This is a genomic window from Streptomyces sp. NPDC055013, from assembly GCF_053608645.1.
The window spans coordinates 14,421-32,845 of the sequence record NZ_JBSGVW010000008.1 but is presented as its reverse complement, the minus strand read 5'-3'; the positions used below and the strand labels follow the sequence as shown (position 1 = coordinate 32,845).

At 71.2% G+C, this 18,425-nt stretch carries 17 protein-coding genes; 9 read left to right on the top strand and 8 right to left on the bottom strand.

Annotated elements, in window-relative coordinates:
• Nucleotides 1–26 precede the first annotated feature (26 nt).
• The 5 genes from ACWGDB_RS12710 to ACWGDB_RS12690 form a co-directional block, all read right to left on the bottom strand.
• Nucleotides 27–689 (bottom strand): response regulator transcription factor, encoded by a 663-nt coding sequence (locus ACWGDB_RS12710; protein ID WP_383596449.1) that lies wholly within the window; start codon nucleotides 687–689, stop codon nucleotides 27–29.
• On the bottom strand, nucleotides 686–2,131 hold the full coding sequence (locus tag ACWGDB_RS12705; protein WP_453822429.1) for an ATP-binding protein: 1,446 nt from the start codon (nucleotides 2,129–2,131) through the stop codon (nucleotides 686–688). Before ACWGDB_RS12705 ends, ACWGDB_RS12710 begins: the two co-directional genes overlap by 4 nt.
• A 238-nt stretch (nucleotides 2,132–2,369) precedes the next feature.
• Entirely contained in the window at nucleotides 2,370–2,663 is a 294-nt protein-coding gene (locus ACWGDB_RS12700; protein ID WP_453822428.1) for a small secreted hydrophilic protein, read from the bottom strand.
• Nucleotides 2,664–2,744: 81 nt separating this feature from the next.
• Nucleotides 2,745–3,026 carry an Lrp/AsnC family transcriptional regulator gene (locus ACWGDB_RS12695; protein ID WP_328428302.1) on the bottom strand — a complete coding sequence of 94 codons (282 nt, stop codon included), beginning with the start codon at nucleotides 3,024–3,026 and terminating at the stop codon, nucleotides 2,745–2,747.
• Nucleotides 3,023–3,790: a rhomboid family intramembrane serine protease gene (locus ACWGDB_RS12690; RefSeq protein ID WP_453822427.1), complete on the bottom strand. Its 768-nt coding sequence runs from the start codon at nucleotides 3,788–3,790 to the stop codon at nucleotides 3,023–3,025. Before ACWGDB_RS12690 ends, ACWGDB_RS12695 begins: the two co-directional genes overlap by 4 nt.
• Nucleotides 3,791–3,955: 165 nt before the next feature.
• On the opposite strand from ACWGDB_RS12690, the gene ACWGDB_RS12685 reads away from it, so the two are divergent.
• From ACWGDB_RS12685 to ACWGDB_RS12665, 5 genes are all read left to right on the top strand, one after another.
• Complete coding sequence (locus ACWGDB_RS12685; RefSeq protein ID WP_328882184.1) at nucleotides 3,956–4,195, top strand: hypothetical protein; 240 nt, start codon at nucleotides 3,956–3,958, stop codon at nucleotides 4,193–4,195.
• Nucleotides 4,196–4,232: 37 nt separating this feature from the next.
• The gene (locus ACWGDB_RS12680) at nucleotides 4,233–5,576 is read left to right on the top strand and encodes an NYN domain-containing protein (RefSeq protein WP_453822426.1); all 1,344 of its coding nucleotides are present in this window, start codon (nucleotides 4,233–4,235) and stop codon (nucleotides 5,574–5,576) included.
• 211 nt (nucleotides 5,577–5,787) lie between these two features.
• Nucleotides 5,788–6,822 (top strand): NlpC/P60 family protein, encoded by a 1,035-nt coding sequence (locus ACWGDB_RS12675; RefSeq protein WP_453822603.1) that lies wholly within the window; start codon nucleotides 5,788–5,790, stop codon nucleotides 6,820–6,822.
• Between the two features lie 229 nt (nucleotides 6,823–7,051).
• Nucleotides 7,052–8,065 carry an NlpC/P60 family protein gene (locus ACWGDB_RS12670; RefSeq protein WP_453822425.1) on the top strand — a complete coding sequence of 338 codons (1,014 nt, stop codon included), beginning with the start codon at nucleotides 7,052–7,054 and terminating at the stop codon, nucleotides 8,063–8,065.
• A 65-nt stretch (nucleotides 8,066–8,130) separates the two neighbouring features.
• Nucleotides 8,131–9,333 carry a hypothetical protein gene (locus tag ACWGDB_RS12665; RefSeq protein WP_453822424.1) on the top strand — a complete coding sequence of 401 codons (1,203 nt, stop codon included), beginning with the start codon at nucleotides 8,131–8,133 and terminating at the stop codon, nucleotides 9,331–9,333.
• Here the strand turns inward: ACWGDB_RS12665 and ACWGDB_RS12660 are convergent.
• Nucleotides 9,321–9,851 (bottom strand): PadR family transcriptional regulator, encoded by a 531-nt coding sequence (locus ACWGDB_RS12660; protein WP_453822423.1) that lies wholly within the window; start codon nucleotides 9,849–9,851, stop codon nucleotides 9,321–9,323. The two genes, ACWGDB_RS12665 and ACWGDB_RS12660, sit on opposite strands and share 13 nt — an antisense overlap.
• Nucleotides 9,852–9,933: 82 nt before the next feature.
• Here ACWGDB_RS12660 and ACWGDB_RS12655 point away from each other — a divergent pair, with 82 nt between their 5' ends.
• Nucleotides 9,934–11,253 (top strand): MATE family efflux transporter, encoded by a 1,320-nt coding sequence (locus ACWGDB_RS12655; protein WP_453822422.1) that lies wholly within the window; start codon nucleotides 9,934–9,936, stop codon nucleotides 11,251–11,253.
• Here the strand turns inward: ACWGDB_RS12655 and ACWGDB_RS12650 are convergent.
• Entirely contained in the window at nucleotides 11,214–12,449 is a 1,236-nt protein-coding gene (locus ACWGDB_RS12650) for a glycosyltransferase 87 family protein (RefSeq protein ID WP_453822421.1), read from the bottom strand. The genes ACWGDB_RS12655 and ACWGDB_RS12650 overlap by 40 nt on opposite strands.
• Nucleotides 12,450–12,568: 119 nt before the next feature.
• Here ACWGDB_RS12650 and ACWGDB_RS12645 point away from each other — a divergent pair, with 119 nt between their 5' ends.
• Together ACWGDB_RS12645 and ACWGDB_RS12640 are read left to right on the top strand one after the other, a co-directional pair.
• Entirely contained in the window at nucleotides 12,569–13,711 is a 1,143-nt protein-coding gene (locus tag ACWGDB_RS12645; RefSeq protein ID WP_453822420.1) for a glycosyltransferase family 4 protein, read from the top strand.
• Between the two features lie 67 nt (nucleotides 13,712–13,778).
• Entirely contained in the window at nucleotides 13,779–15,401 is a 1,623-nt protein-coding gene (locus ACWGDB_RS12640; RefSeq protein WP_453822602.1) for a GMC oxidoreductase, read from the top strand.
• Between the two features lie 28 nt (nucleotides 15,402–15,429).
• Here the strand turns inward: ACWGDB_RS12640 and ACWGDB_RS12635 are convergent, their stop codons facing one another.
• A complete protein-coding gene (locus tag ACWGDB_RS12635; protein ID WP_453822419.1) occupies nucleotides 15,430–17,226 on the bottom strand; it encodes an AMP-dependent synthetase/ligase in 1,797 nt (598 codons plus the stop codon).
• A gap of 310 nt (nucleotides 17,227–17,536) precedes the next feature.
• On the opposite strand from ACWGDB_RS12635, the gene ACWGDB_RS12630 reads away from it, so the two are divergent.
• Complete coding sequence (locus ACWGDB_RS12630; RefSeq protein WP_383596486.1) at nucleotides 17,537–18,334, top strand: metallophosphoesterase family protein; 798 nt, start codon at nucleotides 17,537–17,539, stop codon at nucleotides 18,332–18,334.
• Nucleotides 18,335–18,425 lie beyond the last annotated feature (91 nt).

The window sequence follows — 18,425 nt, the reverse complement described above, 5'->3', positions numbered from 1 at the left end:
TCGATGAGCCCCACATGAAAGGGACTTCACGCAGACAGGCGATACCCCACGCCGCGCACGGTCTCGAAGCGTTCGGCCCCGAGCTTCTTGCGCAGGGCCCGCACGTACACGTCCACGATGTTGGAGCCGGGGTCGAAGTCGTAGCCCCACACGTGCGACAGGATCTGCTCGCGGGACAGCACCTGGCCCGGATGCCTCAGGAACAGCTCCAGGAGCACGAACTCACGGGCCGTCAGGTCCACGGTCCGCTCGTCGGCCCGCGCCCGCCGGGTGCGCAGGTCCAGGGTCAGCGAGCCGGACCGCAGCACCGTCACCTCGGGCGCCCGGGCCGCCGTACGCAGCCGCAGACGGACCCGCGCGAGCAGTTCCTCGAAGCGGAACGGCTTGGTCATCCAGTCGTCGGCGCCGCCCTCCAGACCGGCCACCGTGTCCCGTACCGAGTCCCGTGCGGTCAGCACGATCACCGGGGTCGTCACCCGGGCCTCGCGCAGTTCGCGCAGCACGGTGAAGCCGTCCCGGCCGGGCAGGCCGATGTCCAGGACCACCAGATCGAAACTGCCGGTCAGCGCGTACTCGTGGGCGGCGTCGCCGTCGCCGACGACGGTCGTGGTGAAGCCGTTGGAGCGCAGCCCCTTCTGGACGAAGGAGGCGATCCTTTCCTCGTCCTCGACGATGAGAATGCGGTTCACGTGTGTGCCTCTCCCAGTGCCAGTACGAAGGTGGCGCCGCCGCCGTCGGTGTCGCGCAGCCGGACCCGGCCGCCGTGCGCCTCGGCGATCGCCCGGACGATCGACAGGCCGAGCCCGGCTCCGGAGCCGCGGGCGCCCCGGCGGGACGTGCCGCGCCGGAACCGTTCGAAGATCACCTCGCCGTCCTGCGGCTGGACACCGCACCCGGAGTCGGCGACGTACAGCTCGACGCCCGGCCCGTCCGTGCGCGAGCCGATCCGGACGGTCTGCCCGGGCGCGGTGTGCTGCACGGCGTTCTGGGCCAGCTGGACCATCGCCTGGGTGATCCGCTGCGGGTCCAGCTCGGCCTCGACGTCGGCCACCTCGGCGAGCTGCCAGTCCCGTTCGCCGAGGGTGCGGGCCTTGACGTAGACGTCGGCGGTGAGTTCGGCGAGCTGGACCGGCTCGGGGGTGACGAAGTCGGGGCGCTCGGCCTTGGCGAGCAGCAGCAGGTCCTCGACGATGCGGCTCATCCGGTCCAGCTCGTCGGTGACCAGGCGTATCGTCTCCTCGCGCTCGGCGGGGTCGTCGCCCATCAGCTCCAGATGCCCGCGCACGATGGTGATCGGCGTGCGCAGCTCGTGGCCCGCGTCGTCGACGAACTCGCGCTGGGCGGCGAAGGCGCGCTCCAGCCGGTCGAGCATCGCGTTGAACGTCTCCGCGAGCGCGGCGATGTCGTCGCGCCCGTGCACCGGGATACGGCGGGTGAGGTCCTGCTCGGTGAGCTGTGCCGCCGCGGTGCGCACCAGCCGCACCGGCTTGAGGATCCGCCCGGAGACCGCCCAGCCGATGCCGGTCATCATGAGCAGGGCGACCCCGGAGATGGCGAGCAGGATACGGAACTCCGCGTTCACGGCGGCCTGTTCGCGTCCCGGGTGGAAGGCGACGACGAACGCCGCCTCCGCCTCGCCGCCGGCCCGGACGACCGTGACCTTGGCCCAGCGGATCTCGCCGGACGCCCGGTGCACGGTGCCGGTGGCGTCGGGCGAGTCGAAGATGCGGCGGCGGGCGTCGGCGTCCTCGTGCAGGGGAACGGCGACGGGGATGTCGCGCGGCTGGATGAACTGTGCCGGGGTCCGGCCCGCCCGGCCCACCAGACCGATCAGCTCCTCGTCCGGATCGGCGTACTGGCGCACCAGGAATTCGCGCAGCAGCCGGGACGGGTCGGTGAACGGCCGCCCGGTCTCGGGGTCGACGCCCCGCTCCTCGAAGTTCGCGAACTCGCCCGCCTCCTGGGCGAGCAGCCCGTTCACCCGGTGATCGACGTCCCGCAACAGGATCGACCGCGTGGTCGTCGCCACGGACACCAGCCCGACGGCCATGACGAGCAGCAGCCAGAGCAGGATGCGGACCCGCGCGGAGATCCGGCGGCGCACGGGATCGGGGGGTGTCGTCCGGGTCATGGCGACGGCGTGGGGTCCGGTGAGCAGGGGGCGCACCGGGCCGCTGCGGGCGCGCGTCGGGTCGGCCGCGAAGCACCGGGTCCGGGACCGGAAGCCCGACCCGGGCGGAACCGTGCCTGCCCCGTCCGTGCACCGGACGCCGTGTGCCCGCCCGCCGGCGCACACGCCTCCGGTGGGCAGGATCCGAGCCGCGCCGTCGTCACTCGCCGACCCCCTGAAAGCTCTCGACAGGACACCCCTAGCCGTCGTCCCCGGGCTCGCCCCGGTCGTCGTCTCCGGTCTCCCGGTCGGGGCCGTCGTCATCGTCGTCGCCCGTGGGGCCGTCTGTCACCGGGGGCCGGGAGACGACCTCGTCGCTCGGGGTCGGTGAGGGGCGCGACGGGGTCGGTGTGGGGGAGCCGCTGTCCAGCTCCACCTTGGCCGGGACCTTGGGGGACTCCGGGTTGTCGGTGAGGGCGAAGCTGGTCGCCGCGATGCCGAGGGGGATCGCCACGACGGCGGCCAGCGCCGCGATCCGGTGCGAGAAGACCATGCGGCCGATCCTGCGGCCTAGGCCCGGCCCCGAGGATGAGCCCAGGATGAAGAACTCTTCATGATCGGGCGGTGGCCGCTCTCAGCTGTCCAGCCCGATGGCGAACGCGGCCTCGATGTCGTGCTGCGAGTACGTACGGAACGCCACGTGCGTGTCCGTCCCCTCCACCCCGGGGATCTTGCTGATCCGGCCCGGAATGACCTCGGCGAGGTCCTCGTGCTCCTTCACCCGCACCATGGCGATCAGGTCGTACGTACCGGTGACCGAGAAGACTTCGGTGACGCTCTCCAGCGAAGCGATCCGCTCCGCGATCTCGGGAATCCGGTCCACGCTGGTCTTGATGAGGACGATCGCGGTGATCACGGCTGGTTCTCTCCCTCGGAGGCCGGAGCTGGGGCGGCCTTCACTCTAGTCGCAGGCCGGAAGCGGGCCCACGCGAAGCCGAAGCCCAGGCCGAACCCGACCAGGTGCGCCAGATACGCCACCCCCGGCCCCTGGTCCGCCCGGCCCGCCGCCACCCACTGCAGCGCCACCCAGAAGGGCAGCACGACCCAGGCCGGGAAGCGCAGCGGCAGGAAGAGCAGGAACGGCAGCAGGCTTGTCACCCGCGCCCCGGGGAAGAGGAACAGGAACGCGCCGAGGACCGCAGAGATCGCCCCGGACGCGCCGACCAGGGACTGGGTGGAGTCGTCGTTGGCGGCCGCGTAGCCCAGCAGGGCCAGGTAGCCGCAGCCCAGATGGAAGAGCGTGAACTGGACGCGGCCCATCCGTTCCTCGGTCATCACGCCGAAGACGTAGAGGAAGAGCATGTTGCCGAGCAGGTGCACCCAGCTGCCGTGCACGAACAGGGCCGTCGCGGGGGTGAGGACGGCCCGGGGCGCCCCCTCGAACAGCTCCGCGGGTACGACACCCCAGCGGTGGAAGTAGGCCCGCTGAGCGGCGAGCAGCTCGTCGCCGGAGCCGTACGCCGGATTGAGTCCCGCCGCCGGGCCGATCAGGAAGATCAGGCAGCACAGGACGATCAGCACGTACGTCACCGGCGCCGAGGACCGCAGGACGGCACGGACCGATCGGCCCGCCCTGCCGAACCGAGTCCCGAAATGCGCCATGCTCCAGTTGCCGATCATGGACACAGAGCATGACGTAACAGGACGCACGCGCACAGACCGCCTCGCCGCCTCGGACGGACGGGCGGTGGGTACCCGCCAGGCCGTAGGGTTACGAGCCACACGCACCGGGGGCCCGGCGCGTCGCGGACAATAGAAGGTCTAGAAGGAAAGAGCACAGTCACGATGACGGTTCCCCTGCCGACCACCACGACGCGGTGGCGCTGCACCCTCTGCGGCAACCTCACGCGCTTCGACGTGACGCGTTCGTCGAAGGTCGTGGAGTACGTCCACCTCGATCTGGCCGGTGAGCCCAAGGTCGAGGAGCGCGAGGTGCTCAGTGAGACCATCGAGTCGGTGCGCTGCCGCTGGTGCAACGCGGTGGACAAGGTGGAACTCGTGGACAGGCCGGGCGCCGACTCCTGACGGGAGCGGCCCCCGCACAGGCATTGGGGTGTGACGGATGGTGGAGACACAAGGCGGGGGGCCGGACGACGGCGCCGCTGAGGTGCTCGACCGTCCGCTGCCCGACGGTGTACGGCGCAAGGTCGTACAGATCGTGTCCGACGGGTTCGGCGGCCTGACCGTCGGTGAACTGCCCGCACAGCTGAGGCAGTACGCCAGATTCGCGCCGAACCGCCGGGCCAAGTTCGCCGGCAACGCCATGGCGGCGGCGCTGGAGACCGATCCGCTGTTCCGGCAGCGCATCGGGGAGAAGTTCAGAGAGACCCAGCCGGAACTCGCCGGCGCCCTCGACGCCGGCTCGGCGCCCCCGGCCGCGGACCCGCTCGACGTGGCGGCCGCGGCCTATGTTCTGCGCCCCACCGGCTGGGTCAAGCTGGTCACCGCGGCCGGCGAGGAGGCCCAGCGGGCCGACGCCGAGCGCGCCGACGAGGAGAGCCGCGCCGAGCTGGAGCGGCTGCGCGAGGAGCTCGCCCACGCCCGTGAGCACACCCGGCACGAGACCGAGCGGCTGCGTACCGAGCTGGATGCGGCGAAGAAGGAAGCCGAGTCGCTTCACCGAAAGCTGCGCTCGGCCCTCAGTGACGTCAAGCGCGGCGAGGCCGCCCTGCGCAAGGTGCACGGCGAGATCGAGACCGTGCGCGCCGAGGGACACGCCCAGGTCTCCGCGGCGGAGAGTGAGAGCCGGCGCCTCAAGGCGCGGCTCGGGGAGGCCGAGGCCGCCCTGGAGGCCACGCGCAGGGCCGCACGCGAGGGGCGCAGCGTCGAGGACATGCGCGTACGGCTGCTTCTGGACACCCTGCTGGACTCCGCCCAAGGGCTGCGCCGGGAGCTGGCGTTGCCGCCGGTCTCCGTACGGCCCGCCGAGACCGTGGACGCGGTCGAACCGGGACGAATGACCCCGAAGGACATCGCCGCCCGGGCCTTGTCCGAGAACGACCCCGCGATCCTCGACCAGCTCCTCGCCCTGCCCCAGGCGCACTTGGTGGTCGACGGCTACAACGTCACCAAGACCGGCTATCCCCAGATGCCCCTGGAGAAGCAGCGGCTCAGGCTGCTCGGCCAGCTCTCGCAGCTCGCCGCGCAGACCGGCGCCGAGGTGACCTGCGTCTTCGACGGGGCAGAACTGGCCGCGCCGGTGCTGCTCGCGCCGCCGCGCGGGGTGCGGGTGCTGTTCTCCAAGCCGGGTGTCACCGCCGACGAGTTGATCCGCCAGCTGGTGCGCGCCGAGCCGCCGGGCCGTCCGGTCATCGTCGCCTCGACCGACCGTGAGGTGGCGGACGGGGTGGCCCGGGCCGGAGCGCGTCCGGTGGCTTCTGCGGTGCTTCTCAAGCGGCTGTCCTGATAACGCCAACGTACGGGCGCAATGCCCGAATTGGCGTCAACCCCGCGCGACGTAGCGTCAAGCCTGCGTCACGTGATGTGAGTTGTGTGTAAAGAATGACCGGTGTGACGAGAATTTTCGTGTGAGGATTTGATCTGATCACAACTGGGTCACTAGGGTCTGGCCTCGAACCTCCGAGCGGGTGATCACTCAGAAGAAGGGTTTCACCTCCGTGGCGTCCCACCGTCGACCCAAGCAGCCCAGCCGAGCACGTGTGACTGTGCTGACCACCGCTGCCGCTGCTGCCGTGGCCATCAGTGCGCAGGCCGCCAACGCGGCCCCCAGCGAGAAGCCGAGCAAGGACGAGGTCAAGGCCAAGGTCGACAAGCTCTACGAGGAGGCCGAGCAGGCCACCGAGAAGTACAACGGCGCCAAGGAGAAGCAGGAGAAGCTCCAGAAGGAGATCTCCACGATCCAGGACAACGTCGCCCGCGGCCAGGAAGAGCTCAACGAGCTGCGCGACAGCATGGGCCTCGCCGCCGCCGCCCAGTACCGCACGGGCAGCATCGACTCCTCCGTCCAGCTGTTCCTGTCGTCCGACCCGGACGACTATCTGGACAAGGCGTCCACCATGGACCAGCTGAGCGCCCAGCAGGTCGACTCGCTGAAGAAGATCCAGGACAAGCAGCGCGACCTCTCCCAGCAGCGTGCCGAGGCGTCCGACAAGCTCAAGGACCTCGCCTCCACCCGTACCGAACTGGGCAAGAAGAAGAAGCAGGTCCAGGGCAAGCTCGGCGAGGCGCAGAAGCTGCTCAACACCCTGACGGCCGCCGAGAAGGCCGCCCTCGCCGCCGAGGAGCAGCGCGCCAGCCGCGACGCCGCCGACCGCGTGGACCTCGGCAACACCGGTTCCGCCTCCGGCCGGGCCATGGCCGCCTTCCAGGCCGCCCAGGGCAAGATCGGCTCACCGTACGTCTACGGCGCCTCCGGCCCGTCCTCCTTCGACTGCTCGGGCCTGACCTCCTGGGCCTTCGCCCAGGCCGGCGTCTCCATCCCGCGCATCTCGCAGGATCAGGCCAACGCCGGCACCAGGATCTACTCGCAGAGCCAGCTCAAGGTCGGCGACCTGGTCATCTTCTACGGCGACCTGCACCACGTCGGCTTCTACGCGGGCAACGGCCAGGTGCTGCACGCCCCGCGCAGCGGCACGGTCGTCCGTTACGAGTCGATCAACAACATGCCGTTCCAGTTCGGCGTCCGGATCTGACCCCGGCCGAACACCCGCAAGATCAACACCACGTGCCGCCCGAACGGGCGAATCACGACAACATTCGCTGACCCCGCGCCCCGCCCATGACCTGCGTCAGAGGCGGGGCGTCACTTTGTGTGCCCGCGCGGGTCGTTGGTCGTCACCCCGACACGGAGCTACTGTCTGCCGCGTTTCCCCGCTCGCCGGGGAAGGTCCTTGTCCGCCAGCGGAAGGAGAGCGGCTTCCCGTGGGGTCCCATCGCCGCCTTGCACCGACCGGGTTCGACCGGGGCGCCGGAGCAGCGCTCTGCGTCATGTCAGCCGCCGCCACGGCCCTCGGGGTCAGCCCGGCCTCGGCCGCGCCACAAGACGACACCCGGGCCAAGGTGGACCGCCTCTACGAGGAGGCCGAGAAGGCCACCGAGGCCTACAACAGGTCCGACGAGCGCGCCGACAAGCTCCGCAAGCAGGTGACCGACGCGCAGGACCGGATCGCCCGGCAGCAGGAGGACATCAACTCCAAGCGGGACGCGCTCGGTTCGCTGGCCGGTGCCCAGTACCGGTCCGGCGGCCTCGATCCGTCCCTCGCGCTGCTGCTCTCCAACGACCCGGCCGACTACCTCGACAAGGCCGCCCGCATCGCGCGGCTCAGCGCCCACCAGGCCGGTGAGCTCAAGGAGCTCCAGGACGCCATGCGCGAACTCGCCCAGGAACGCTCCGAGGCGACCGGGAAACTCGTCGAGCTGGACAAGAGCCGCAAGGCCGTCGCCGCCCACAAGCGGACCGTCGAGCGCAAACTCGCCCAGGCCCGCAGGCTGCTGAACTCCCTCACCGCGGCCGACCGCGCCGCCTACGACCGCGCCTCCCGCTCCGGGCGCGCCGACATGCCCGACTTCGGGAGCCTCGTCGCCCCCTCGGGCCGCGCCGCGGCCGCCGTCGCCGCCGCCCACTCGGCGCTGGGCAAGCCGTACGTCTGGGGCGCCAACGGGCCCTCCGGCTTCGACTGTTCGGGACTGATCCAGTGGTCGTACGCCCAGGCCGGCGTCGGCCTGCCGCGGACCTCGCAGGGGCAGCGGTACGCCGGCCGGCAGGTCCCGCTCTCCGAGGCCCAGCCCGGCGACGTGGTCACCTACCGGGGCGACGCCAGCCACGTCGGGATGTACGTGGGCAACGGCCAGGTGATCCACGCGCCCTACCCCGGCGCCCCCGTGCGCTACGACCCGGTGGGCATGATGCCCGGGGCGACGGTCACCCGGGTCTGACGCGGGGCCGAGGCCGCTGCGACGCGGGTCTGACCTTCGTGCCGTCGCCGCCGTACGATCGGGAAATGGCTGGTCGAAGGCGGGCGTCAGGGGCGCGGGGAACGCGCGTCGTGGTCGCGCTCTGTCTCCTGCTCGTCTCACTGGTGGGCTGCGGCGGGCGGCCCGCCACCGACAGCGCCAAGGCCGAGGTGCAGCAGGTCCTCGACGGCCGGGCGGCCGCGGTACTCGACCGCGACGAGACGGCGTTTCTGCGCTCGGGCGCCCGGGACTGGTTCGGCAACCTGAGTGCGGTGCCCCTCGCCGACTGGTCGTACCGCCTGACCGCCCTGCGACGCACCGGCGACACCGCCCTCGCCGACGCCGAGCTCCGTTACCGCGTCCAGGGCCACGACCGGGCCCCCGTCAGCGTCGGCCGCACCCTGAGCCTGCGCCTCGACGTGGAGGGCCACTGGTACGTCGAGGCCGAGCGGCCCGCGAAGGGCTCCGCCGAACAGCTCTGGGACCAGGGCGAGGTGAGCGCCGTACGTGGCGACGACAGCCTCGTCCTGGGCGTCGGGCAGTCCGACGCGGCCCTGCGGTCGTACGCCGAGCTGGCCGACCACGCCGTGCCGGCCGTCTCCCAGGCGTGGGGCGGTGACTGGCCCCGGCGCGTGGTGGTCCTCGTACCGATGTCGCTGGGCGATATGGCGGGCCTGCTCGGCTCGCCCGAGTCCTCCTACCGCGGGATCGCCGCGGTCACCACCGGTGAGACCGGCGCCCCGGCGAGTGCGCCCGCGGACCGGATCATCGTCAATCCCGACGCGTACGGCGTCCTCGGGAGCACCGGCAAGCAGGTCGTCCTCACCCACGAGACCACCCACGTCGCCACCCGCGCCCACACCACCGAGGCCACTCCGCTGTGGCTCTCGGAGGGCTACGCGGACTGGGTCGGCTACCTCGGGAGCGGCCGCTCCCCGTCCCAGGCCGCGCCCGAACTGTGGCGGGAGGTGACCGAGGGGCGGGCGCCCCGGATACTGCCGACGGACGAGGACTTCGGTTTCTCCGGCGACGCGGGGCGGCTCGCGCGGGCCTACGAGAGCGGCTGGCTGGCCTGCCGGCTGATCGCGGACCGCTGGGGCGAGGTCAGACTCGCCGAGTTCTACCGGGCCGTCGGGGCCCATGAGCGGCGGGCCGGGGCGGTGGAGGGCGCCCTGAAGGACGTACTCGGGACGTCGCTGGAGGAGTTCACGGGGGAGTGGCGGGACTATCTGCGGGCTCAGCTCGGCTGATCCAGCTTCGCGATCGCCTCCGTCAGCCACGCACGCTCCGCCTCACCCGTCGCCCGGGCGACCCGCAGCATGCCCTGCCGGAACAGATCCTCCGCCTCCTCCGCCCGTACCGGCTTCTCCCCTTCGTAGAAGAAGCTCGTGGGCGCGGTGAGGAACTCCAGACGGCGGCGCAGCACTCCGGCCTGCTCCCGGTGGTCCGGCAGGTGGCGCAGGAAGGCCAGGAGGGTGTTGAAGCGGACCTGGTCCGTGATCTCGACGTCCTTGGGGTGGCGCAGGCGCTCCAGCAGGTCCTCGCGGCCCTCGTCGGTGAGGGAGAGGATCCGGCGCGGGGCGGCTCCCGTACCCGGCTCGGTGTGCTCGTCGAGCTGTCCGGCCTTGATCAGCCGCGTGATCGCCGGATAGAGCGCCCCGTCGCTGACGGGGCGGACATGGCCGCTCAGCGCCTTGATCCGCTCCTTCAACTCATAGCCGTGCAGCGGCTCTTCGGCCAGGAAGCCGAGGATCGACAGCTCCAGCATGGTCCTCCTTGCGGGCGTGATGGCCCAATGTACCTCTTATCGAGCTACCTCGAATCGATGTAATGATGGGAGGGGCCGGATCGTGAACGCGCACCGCAAGCAGCTCATCTCGCTCGCCAACCCCGTCTACTTCTCGCTCCTCGCCTCGGTCGCCGCCGGAATCATCAACACCGTCTGGGTCTCCCGGCTCGGCGGCCCGGCCGTGGCCGCCGTGGCCGTCGCGACCAACACCGAGAACGTCCTGCTCGGCGTGGCCCTCGTCTTCGGCTCCGGTACGACGGTGCTGGTCGCGCATGCCAGGGGCGCGCGTGACCCGGGGGCGACGCCGGCCGCGGTGCGCGGGGGATGGGCGGTGTGGGCGCTGGTCACGCCGGTGGTCGTGGCGGGTGGGTTTCTGGGGCGGGAGCCGTTGGCGCGGCTCGTGCTCGGCGACGGCGCCGCGCTGCCCCTGGCCGTGCAGTACTTCGCGATCTCGCTGCCGGGTGTCGCCGTGTTCTTCGCGCAGACACTGGTGGACGGCATCCTCAAGGGGGCCGGTGACACCAGGACGCCGATGCGGCTCGCGCTCCTCGCGGGCGGGCTGATCCTGATCTGCGACCCGCTCCTCATCCAGGCCTACGGCGTCCCCGGCGCCGCCGCCTCGACCGTGCTGTGCCGGAGCGTGGCCCTGGCGGTGGGGCTGGCCGCGCTACGGAGGAACCCACTGCTGCGCGCGGCTGCCGAGGTGCCGCCCGCCGAGCCGGTCGGGGTCGCCCTGCGGTGGACGCTGCGGACCGGGCTGCCGATGTCGGCCGACTTCACCGTGCGGCAGGCGGGCGCGCTGGCGCTGGTCGCGATCGTGGCACGGCTGGGCGTGCCGGCGGTGGCCGCGTACTCGATCGCGTACAAGGTCCTGTACGTCGCCACCATGGGTTGCTACGCCGTACGCCAGGCCGCCGCCATCCACACCGCGCACCTGCTCGGCGGCGGTGCGGACGCCCGGTCGGCGATCGGACGGCAGGCGGTGCTGGTCGCGGGGGCCTTCGCGCTCGCGGCGGCCGTACTGCTGGGCGTGACCGCGCCATGGATCATGGCCGCCTTCGGGGCCGGTGACGACGTCGCCGGCGCCGGTGTGCTCTTCCTGCGCTGCGTCGGGCCCTATCTGCTCCTGATGGCCTGCTTCATCGCGCTCGGCGGGGTTTTCGAGGGGAGCGGGGGAGCGCCCGTGCTGCTTCGGGTGACGGTGCTCGGTACCGCCGTACAGCTGCCGCTCGCACACGGGCTGTCCGGCCTGGGTCTGCCGGGAGTGTGCCTGGCGCTGGGATCGGCCATGGCGGTGCAGTGTGCCGCGGTCCTGGTGCTGCTCCGGCGACGCACCCGGCGTCAGGACGGCAGGGACGTTTCCTTGGCGCGGGTGGCCTGAGCCGGTACGGGGGCCGGGGCGGGGCGGGTGACCGTCGAGCGCCACAGTGCGCGGGCGGCGAGGAGAGTGGCCAGGACCAGCAGGCCGTTGCGGAGGAACAGGAGGGTGACGCCGAGGCCGTCGCTGGCGACGACGTGCGCGAACCACACCGGGAACTCCAGGACCGTCACGAAGCACGCCGCGAGGACCAGGCCGACGGGCAGCCCCATCCGGCTGCCGCGGAAGCACAGGCACACCGCCGCGAGGCCGACCAGCCACACCAGGTACTGCGGACTGATCACCCGGCTGGTCGTCACGAACATCAGCACCGCCACGAAGGCGGCGTCCGCGAGGGTGTGCGACGCGAACCGCCGAGCCCGCAGCCGCCACAGCAGCAGCCAGCCGAAGGCGAGCCCGCTCAGGACCAGGGCGGCCGCGCTGACGACGTCGACGTGCGGGCCGAGGAACTCCACCGAGCCGTAGTTCAGCAGCACCTGCCCGTCCCAGCCGTACTGCCGGGCCACGTGGAAGACCAGCGCGCCCAGCGACTCCACCTCGGTGCCGCGGTCGCGCTGGAAGGTCAGGAAGGCGAACGCGCCGGGCATGGCGACGGCGAACAGGGCCGCTATGGCGCCGGCGGTCAGCGCGGCGGACAGCCACGTGCCGCGTCTGCGGGCCGCCACCAGCAACAGCACCGGCCAGACCTTCAGCATCGCCCCGAACGCCGTCAGCGCGCCCATCAGCCGGGGATGCCGGGCGCCCGCCAGCAGTGCGGCCACGGCCACGGCGGTGACCATCACGTCGTAGCGGGCGTACACGGTCGGCCCGAGCAGCGGCACGCCCGCCACCCACACCCAGGCCCCGCCCAGGGTCCGGCCGGGGCGCACGCCCGCGTACAGCAGAAGCAGCAGGACGACCAGGTCGGCGGTGAAGGCGAGGACGAAGAACGCCGACGTGTAGTCCAGCCAGAACACCAGGGCGGGGGACAGGATCGGCAGCGCGGCGGCGGGCGGGTACTGCCAGGTGACGTCGTCCAGCGGGAACGTTCCGGTGCGCAGCACCTCGTACCAGCCCTGGTAGATCACCGACACGTCGCTGGTGACGTCCGGGCCGGGGAAGACGTACACCTTGAACACGAAGAGCAGCAGGCCCACCCTGGTCAGGCCCCAGATCCCCAGCAGCCACGCCAAGGACCGCCGCGTGCCCGTCGTCTCCACCGGATCCCCTGCCGTTCGCTTCCCGCCTCAGTGAAACATGATGTCGTGTCCGCCTGTGCGCAAGCCACACACATGGCCGGGCCCCGGCTGTGAACAGCGGCTTCGGTAAGGTCGGCGGCGTGCACAAGACCCTGATCGTGACCAACGACTTCCCGCCCCGCCCCGGCGGCATCCAGGCGTTCCTGCACAACATGGCGCTGCGGCTCGACCCGGAGCGGCTGGTCGTCTACGCCTCCACCTGGAAGCGCGGTCGCGAGGGCGTGGAGGCCACCGCCGCCTTCGACGCCGACCAGCCCTTCACGGTCGTACGGGACCGTACGACGATGCTGCTGCCGACGCCCGCGGCGACCCGGCGCGCGGTCGGGCTGCTGCGCGAGCACGGCTGCACGTCGGTGTGGTTCGGGGCGGCGGCCCCGCTCGGCCTGATGGCACCGGCGCTGCGCAGGGCGGGCGCCGAACGGCTGGTGGCCACGACCCACGGCCACGAGGCGGGCTGGGCCCAGCTGCCCGCGGCCCGGCAGCTGCTGCGCCGGATCGGGGAGTCGACGGACACGATCACGTACCTGGGTGAGTACACGCGCTCGCGGATCGCCACCGCGCTGACGCCGGACGCGGCCTCGCGGATGGCCCAGCTGCCGCCGGGGGTCGACGAGAAGACCTTCCATCCGGGATCCGGCGGTGACGAGGTCCGGGCGCGGCTGGGGCTGACGGACCGGCCGGTGGTCGTGTGCGTGTCGCGGCTGGTGCGCCGCAAGGGGCAGGACACCCTGATCCTGGCCATGCCCCGCATCCTGGCCGCCGAGCCGGACGCCGTACTGCTGATCGTCGGGGGCGGCCCGTACGACGAGGACCTCCGCAAGCTGGCCCACGACACGGGCGTCTCCGACTCGGTCCACTTCACCGGCCCCGTCCCCTGGTCCGAGCTGCCCGCCCATTACGGCGCCGGCGACGTCTTCGCCATGCCCTGCCGGACCCGCCGGGGCGGCCTGGACGTCGAGGGCCTCGGCATCGTCTACCTGGAGGCCTCGGCGACGGGCCTGCCGGTGGTCGCGGGCGATTCGGGCGGGGCGCCGGACGCGGTCCTGGACGGCGAGACGGGCTGGGTGGTGAGGGGCGGCTCCCCGCAGGAGACGGCCGACCGTGTCGTCACGCTCCTCGGCGACCCCGAGCTGCGCCGGCGGATGGGGGAGCGGGGCAGGCGGTGGGTCGAGGAGAAGTGGCGCTGGGACCTGCTGGCGGAGAAGCTCAAAGCTTTGCTGTGACCGGGCTTCCCGGACCCTAGGCGGAACGAAAAAATCCGCACATGCTGCGCGCATGACAGCAAAACTGATGCAACGTCAGCTGACTAGACGTCAAATCTTCGGCATGGCGGCCCTGCAGACCGCGGCCGCCCTCGGCTTCACCCGAATCTCCCTCGCCTCGGCGCGAGCGGCCGAGCCCGACGCGGTCGAGTCCGCCCCCGCCATCGTCATCGGCTCGGGCTACGGCGGTGCCGTGGCCGCCCTGCGCCTCGGCCAGGCGGGCATCCGCACCGTCGTCCTCGAAATGGGCCGCCTCTGGAACACCCCGGGCCCCGACGGGAAGATCTTCTGCTCCACGCGGGCCCCCGACCGCCGGTCCATGTGGTTCCGCACCCGCACCGAGGCCCCGCTCGCCACCTTCCTGTGGCTGGATGTGGTCAACAGGGACATCAGCCCGTACCCGGGAGCCCTTGACCTCGTGCACTACGACCACATGTCCGTCTACGTCGGCCGCGGCGTCGGCGGCGGCTCCCTGGTCAACGGCGGCATGGCCGTCACCCCGCTCCAGTCCTACTTCGCCGAGCAGTTCCCGACCGTGGACACCGCGGAGATGTACGGCACCTACTTCCCGCGCGCCCGCTCCATGCTCGGCGTCAACAGCATCGACCCCGCGTGGTTCGAGTCGACCGAGTGGTACCGCTTCACCCGGATCTCCCGCAAACACGCGGCCAACGCCGGTCTGCGGACCACCTTCGTGCCGAACGTCTACGACTTCGGGCACATGCAGCGCGAGGCGGCAGGCACGGCGACCAGGTCCGCGCTCGCCGGTGAGGTCATCTACGGCAACAACCACGGCAAGCGCAGCCTCGACAAGACCTACCTGGCCGCCGCGCTCGGCACCGGGAACGTCACCATCCACACCCTGGAGAGGGTCACGTCGATCAGCAGGGCCGCCGACGGGACGTACGTCCTGACCGCCGACCGCATCGACGACACCGGCACGGTCGTCGAGACCAAGGAGTACGGCTGCACCTACCTCTTCCTCGGCGGCGGCAGCATCGGCACCACCGAACTCCTCGTCCGCGCCCGGGAGTCGGGCACGCTGCCCGCCCTGGACGCGAGCGTCGGCGCGGGGTGGGGGACCAACGGCAACGTGATGCTCGGGCGGGCCAACCACCTGTGGGACACGGTCGGGGCGAGACAGTCGACCATGCCGGTCATGGGCATCGACGACTGGGCCAACGCGGCCAACCCCGTCTTCGCCGAGATCGCGCCTCTGCCGATGGGACTGGAGCACTGGATCAGCCTCTATCTGGCGATCACCAAGAACCCGGAGCGCGCGTCGTTCTCGTACGACTCGGGGAGCGGCGCCGTGCGGCTCGGGTGGAGTGCCGCGCAGAGTGCCGTGTCGGTGCGCATGGCGAAGAAGCTGTTCGACCGGATCAACAGGGCCAACGCCACGATCTACCGGTACGACCTGTTCGGCTCGGCCGGCAAGGTCTTCGCCGACGACTTCACGTACCACCCGCTGGGCGGCTGCGTGCTGGGGAGGGCGACCGACAACTACGGCCGGGTGAAGGGGTATTCACGGCTGTACGTCACCGACGGTTCGCTCGTGCCCGGGTCGATCGGGGTGAATCCGTTCGTGACGATCACCGCGCTCGCCGAACGGACGATGGCGCGGGTCCTCGTGGAGGACACCGCGCCATGAGCCGTCGTACCGCCCCGGAACGGGGCGGCTACTTCTGGTAGATCGCCTCGATCTCGTCCGCGAAGTCCTTCGCCACGACGTTGCGCTTGAGCTTGAGCGACGGCGTCAGATGGCCCGAGTCCTCCGTGAACTGGGAGGGAAGAATGCGGAACTTCCGCACCGATTCCGCCTTCGACACCGCGGCGTTGCCGTCGTCGATCGCCGACTGGATCGCGGCCAGCAGGTCGGGGTCCTCGTGCAGCGACGCCGTGGTGGAACCCGCCGGCTTGCCGTGGTCCGCGCACCAGCGGTCCAGGAACTCGTCGTCGATGGTGACCAGCGCGCCCACGAACGGCCGTCCGTCGCCGACCACCATGCACTCCGCGACCAGCGCGTGCGCCCGGATCCGGTCCTCGATCACGGCCGGGGCGACGTTCTTGCCGCCCGCGGTGACGATGATCTCCTTCTTGCGGCCGGTGATCCTGAGGTAGCCGTCCTCGTCGAGGGTGCCGATGTCACCGGTGTGGAACCAGCCGTCGGCCAGCGCCTCCTCGGTCGCGCCCGGGTTGTTCCAGTACTCCTTGAACAGGTGCTCGCCGTGCAGCAGCACCTCCCCGTCGTCCGCGATCCGCACGACCGAGCCCGGCAGCGGCTGGCCGACCGTGCCGATCTTCTGGCGGTCCCAGGGGTTGAAGGCGGTGGCGGCACAGGACTCGGTCAGGCCGTAGCCCTCCAGGACCGTGAAGCCGATGCCGCGGAAGAAGTGCCCGAGCCGCTCGCCCAGCGGGGCGCCGCCGGAGATGGCGTACTCGCCCCGGCCGCCGAGCACCGCGCGCAGCTTGCTGTAGACCAGCTTGTCGAAGACCTTGTGCTTGATCTTCAGGCCGACGGCCGGACCGGACGGGGTGTCCAGCGCCTTGCTGTAGGCGATCGCCGTGTCCGCCGCCTTGTCGAAGATCTTGCCCTTGCCGTCCGCCTGAGCCTTGGCGCGCGCCGAGTTGTAGACCTTCTCGAAGACGCGCGGCACACCCAGGATCAGCGTCGGCCGGAACGAGGCCAGCTCTTCGGTGAGGTTCTTGATGTCCGGGACGGTGCCCAGCTTGATCGGCGCCATCATCGGCGCGACCTGCACCAGGCGGCCGAAGACGTGCGCGAGCGGGAGGAAGAGCAGGACCGAGCACTCGCCGGTGCGGAACAGGGGCCGCAGGCGCTCGACGATGTTGCCGCACTCGGCGAAGAAGCTGCGGTGGGTGAGGACACAGCCCTTGGGGCGGCCCGTCGTGCCGGACGTGTACACGATCGTCGCCGGGTCGTCGGCCTTCGCCAGCGAGCTGCGCTCCTCGACCGTCGCGTCGCTGATGTCCTGCCCGAGCCTGCCCAGCTCCTCGACGCCACCGCCCTCGATCTGCCAGACGTGCTTGAGGGCGGGCAGGTGGTCGCGCACCGACTCGACGGCGGCGGTGTGGCTGTCCAGCTCGACGACGCAGGCGGTGGCGCCCGAGTCGGAGAGGATCCACTGGATCTGCTCCGGCGAGCTGGTCTCGTACACCGGCACGGTGACCGCGCCCGCCGACCAGATCGCGAAGTCGAGCAGGGTCCACTCGTAGCGGGTACGGGACATCAGGCCCACGCGGTCGCCCGGCTGGACCCCGGCGGCGATGAGCCCCTTCGCGGCCGTGCGCACCTCGGCGAGGAACGCGGTGGCCGACACGTCCTGCCAGGCACCGCCCACCTTGCGGGCGATGACGGCGACGTCCGGGTGCTGCGCGGCGTTTCTGCGGACGATGTCGGTCAGATTGCCGTCCGCAGGGACCTCGTACAAAGCCGGAAGGCTGAACTCGCGCAAGACTGCTGCTCCTCATAGGGCGCCGGCGCCACGACGTTGTGTGATGCGACGGTGCGGTCCAAGGCTCGGGCAGGTGCTCAGGGATTCACAAGTTGAAATCCTGAGCACGACTGGACCGACCGGACGTTACCCGCCGGTATGGCTTCTTCGACAGGGGGTCCCGACGAGATGTTCGCTGCGTCACACGGTTGGTGCTTCACGGATTGGTGCTTCTGCGCGCACATTAGTCGAGCCGTCTGACGACTGGCCAGTAACCGTGGGTCCCGCCGCCACTGTTCACGTTTGCCGCACACGCCTACCCTTGATCGCCATGGCACCGACACCGACCGGAAACCGCCGGACCCGCGTTCACGTGGTCAGCGACGTGCACGGCAACGTCCGTGACCTGGCCAAAGCCGGCGAGGGCGCGGACGCCCTGATCTGCCTCGGCGACCTGGTGTTGTTCCTCGACTACGCCGACCACTCGCGCGGCATCTTCCCCGACCTGTTCGGCAGGCAGAACGCCGACCGCATCGTGGAGCTGCGCACCGAACGGCGCTTCGAGGAGGCGCGCGCGTTCGGGGCGCGGCTGTGGGCCGGGATCGGCTCGGACCGGGGTGTCGTGATCGAGAAGGCGGTGCGCAAGCAGTACGCCGAGATGTTCGCCGCGTTCCCGACGCCGACGTACGCCACGTACGGCAATGTCGACATGCCGCCCCTGTGGCCGGAGTACGCCGGGCCGGGCACGACGGTGCTGGACGGACAGCGGGTGGAGATCGGGGGCTGGACCTTCGGCTTCGTGGGCGGTGGCCTGCGGACGCCGATGCGGACGCCCTACGAGATCAGCGACGAGGAGTACGCCGCGAAGGTCGAGGCCGTGGGGGAGGTGGACGTACTGTGCACGCACATTCCGCCGGAGGTCCCCGAGTTGGTGTACGACACCGTGGCGCGGCGCTTCGAACGGGGGAGCAGGGCGCTGCTGGAGGCGATTCGCCGTACGCGTCCCCGTTACTCCCTCTTCGGGCATGTTCATCAGCCGCTGGTGCGGCGGATGCGGATCGGGGCGACGGAGTGCGTGAACGTGGGGCACTTCGCCGGGTCGGGGAAGCCGTGGGCCCTGGAATGGTGAGTGGTCCGCCGGGATCCGGTCAGGGTCGCAGGTGGGGGTGAAGTCGGCTGGTCGGGCGCGCGGTAGCCTTCACGCTGCGCACGCGTGCGCA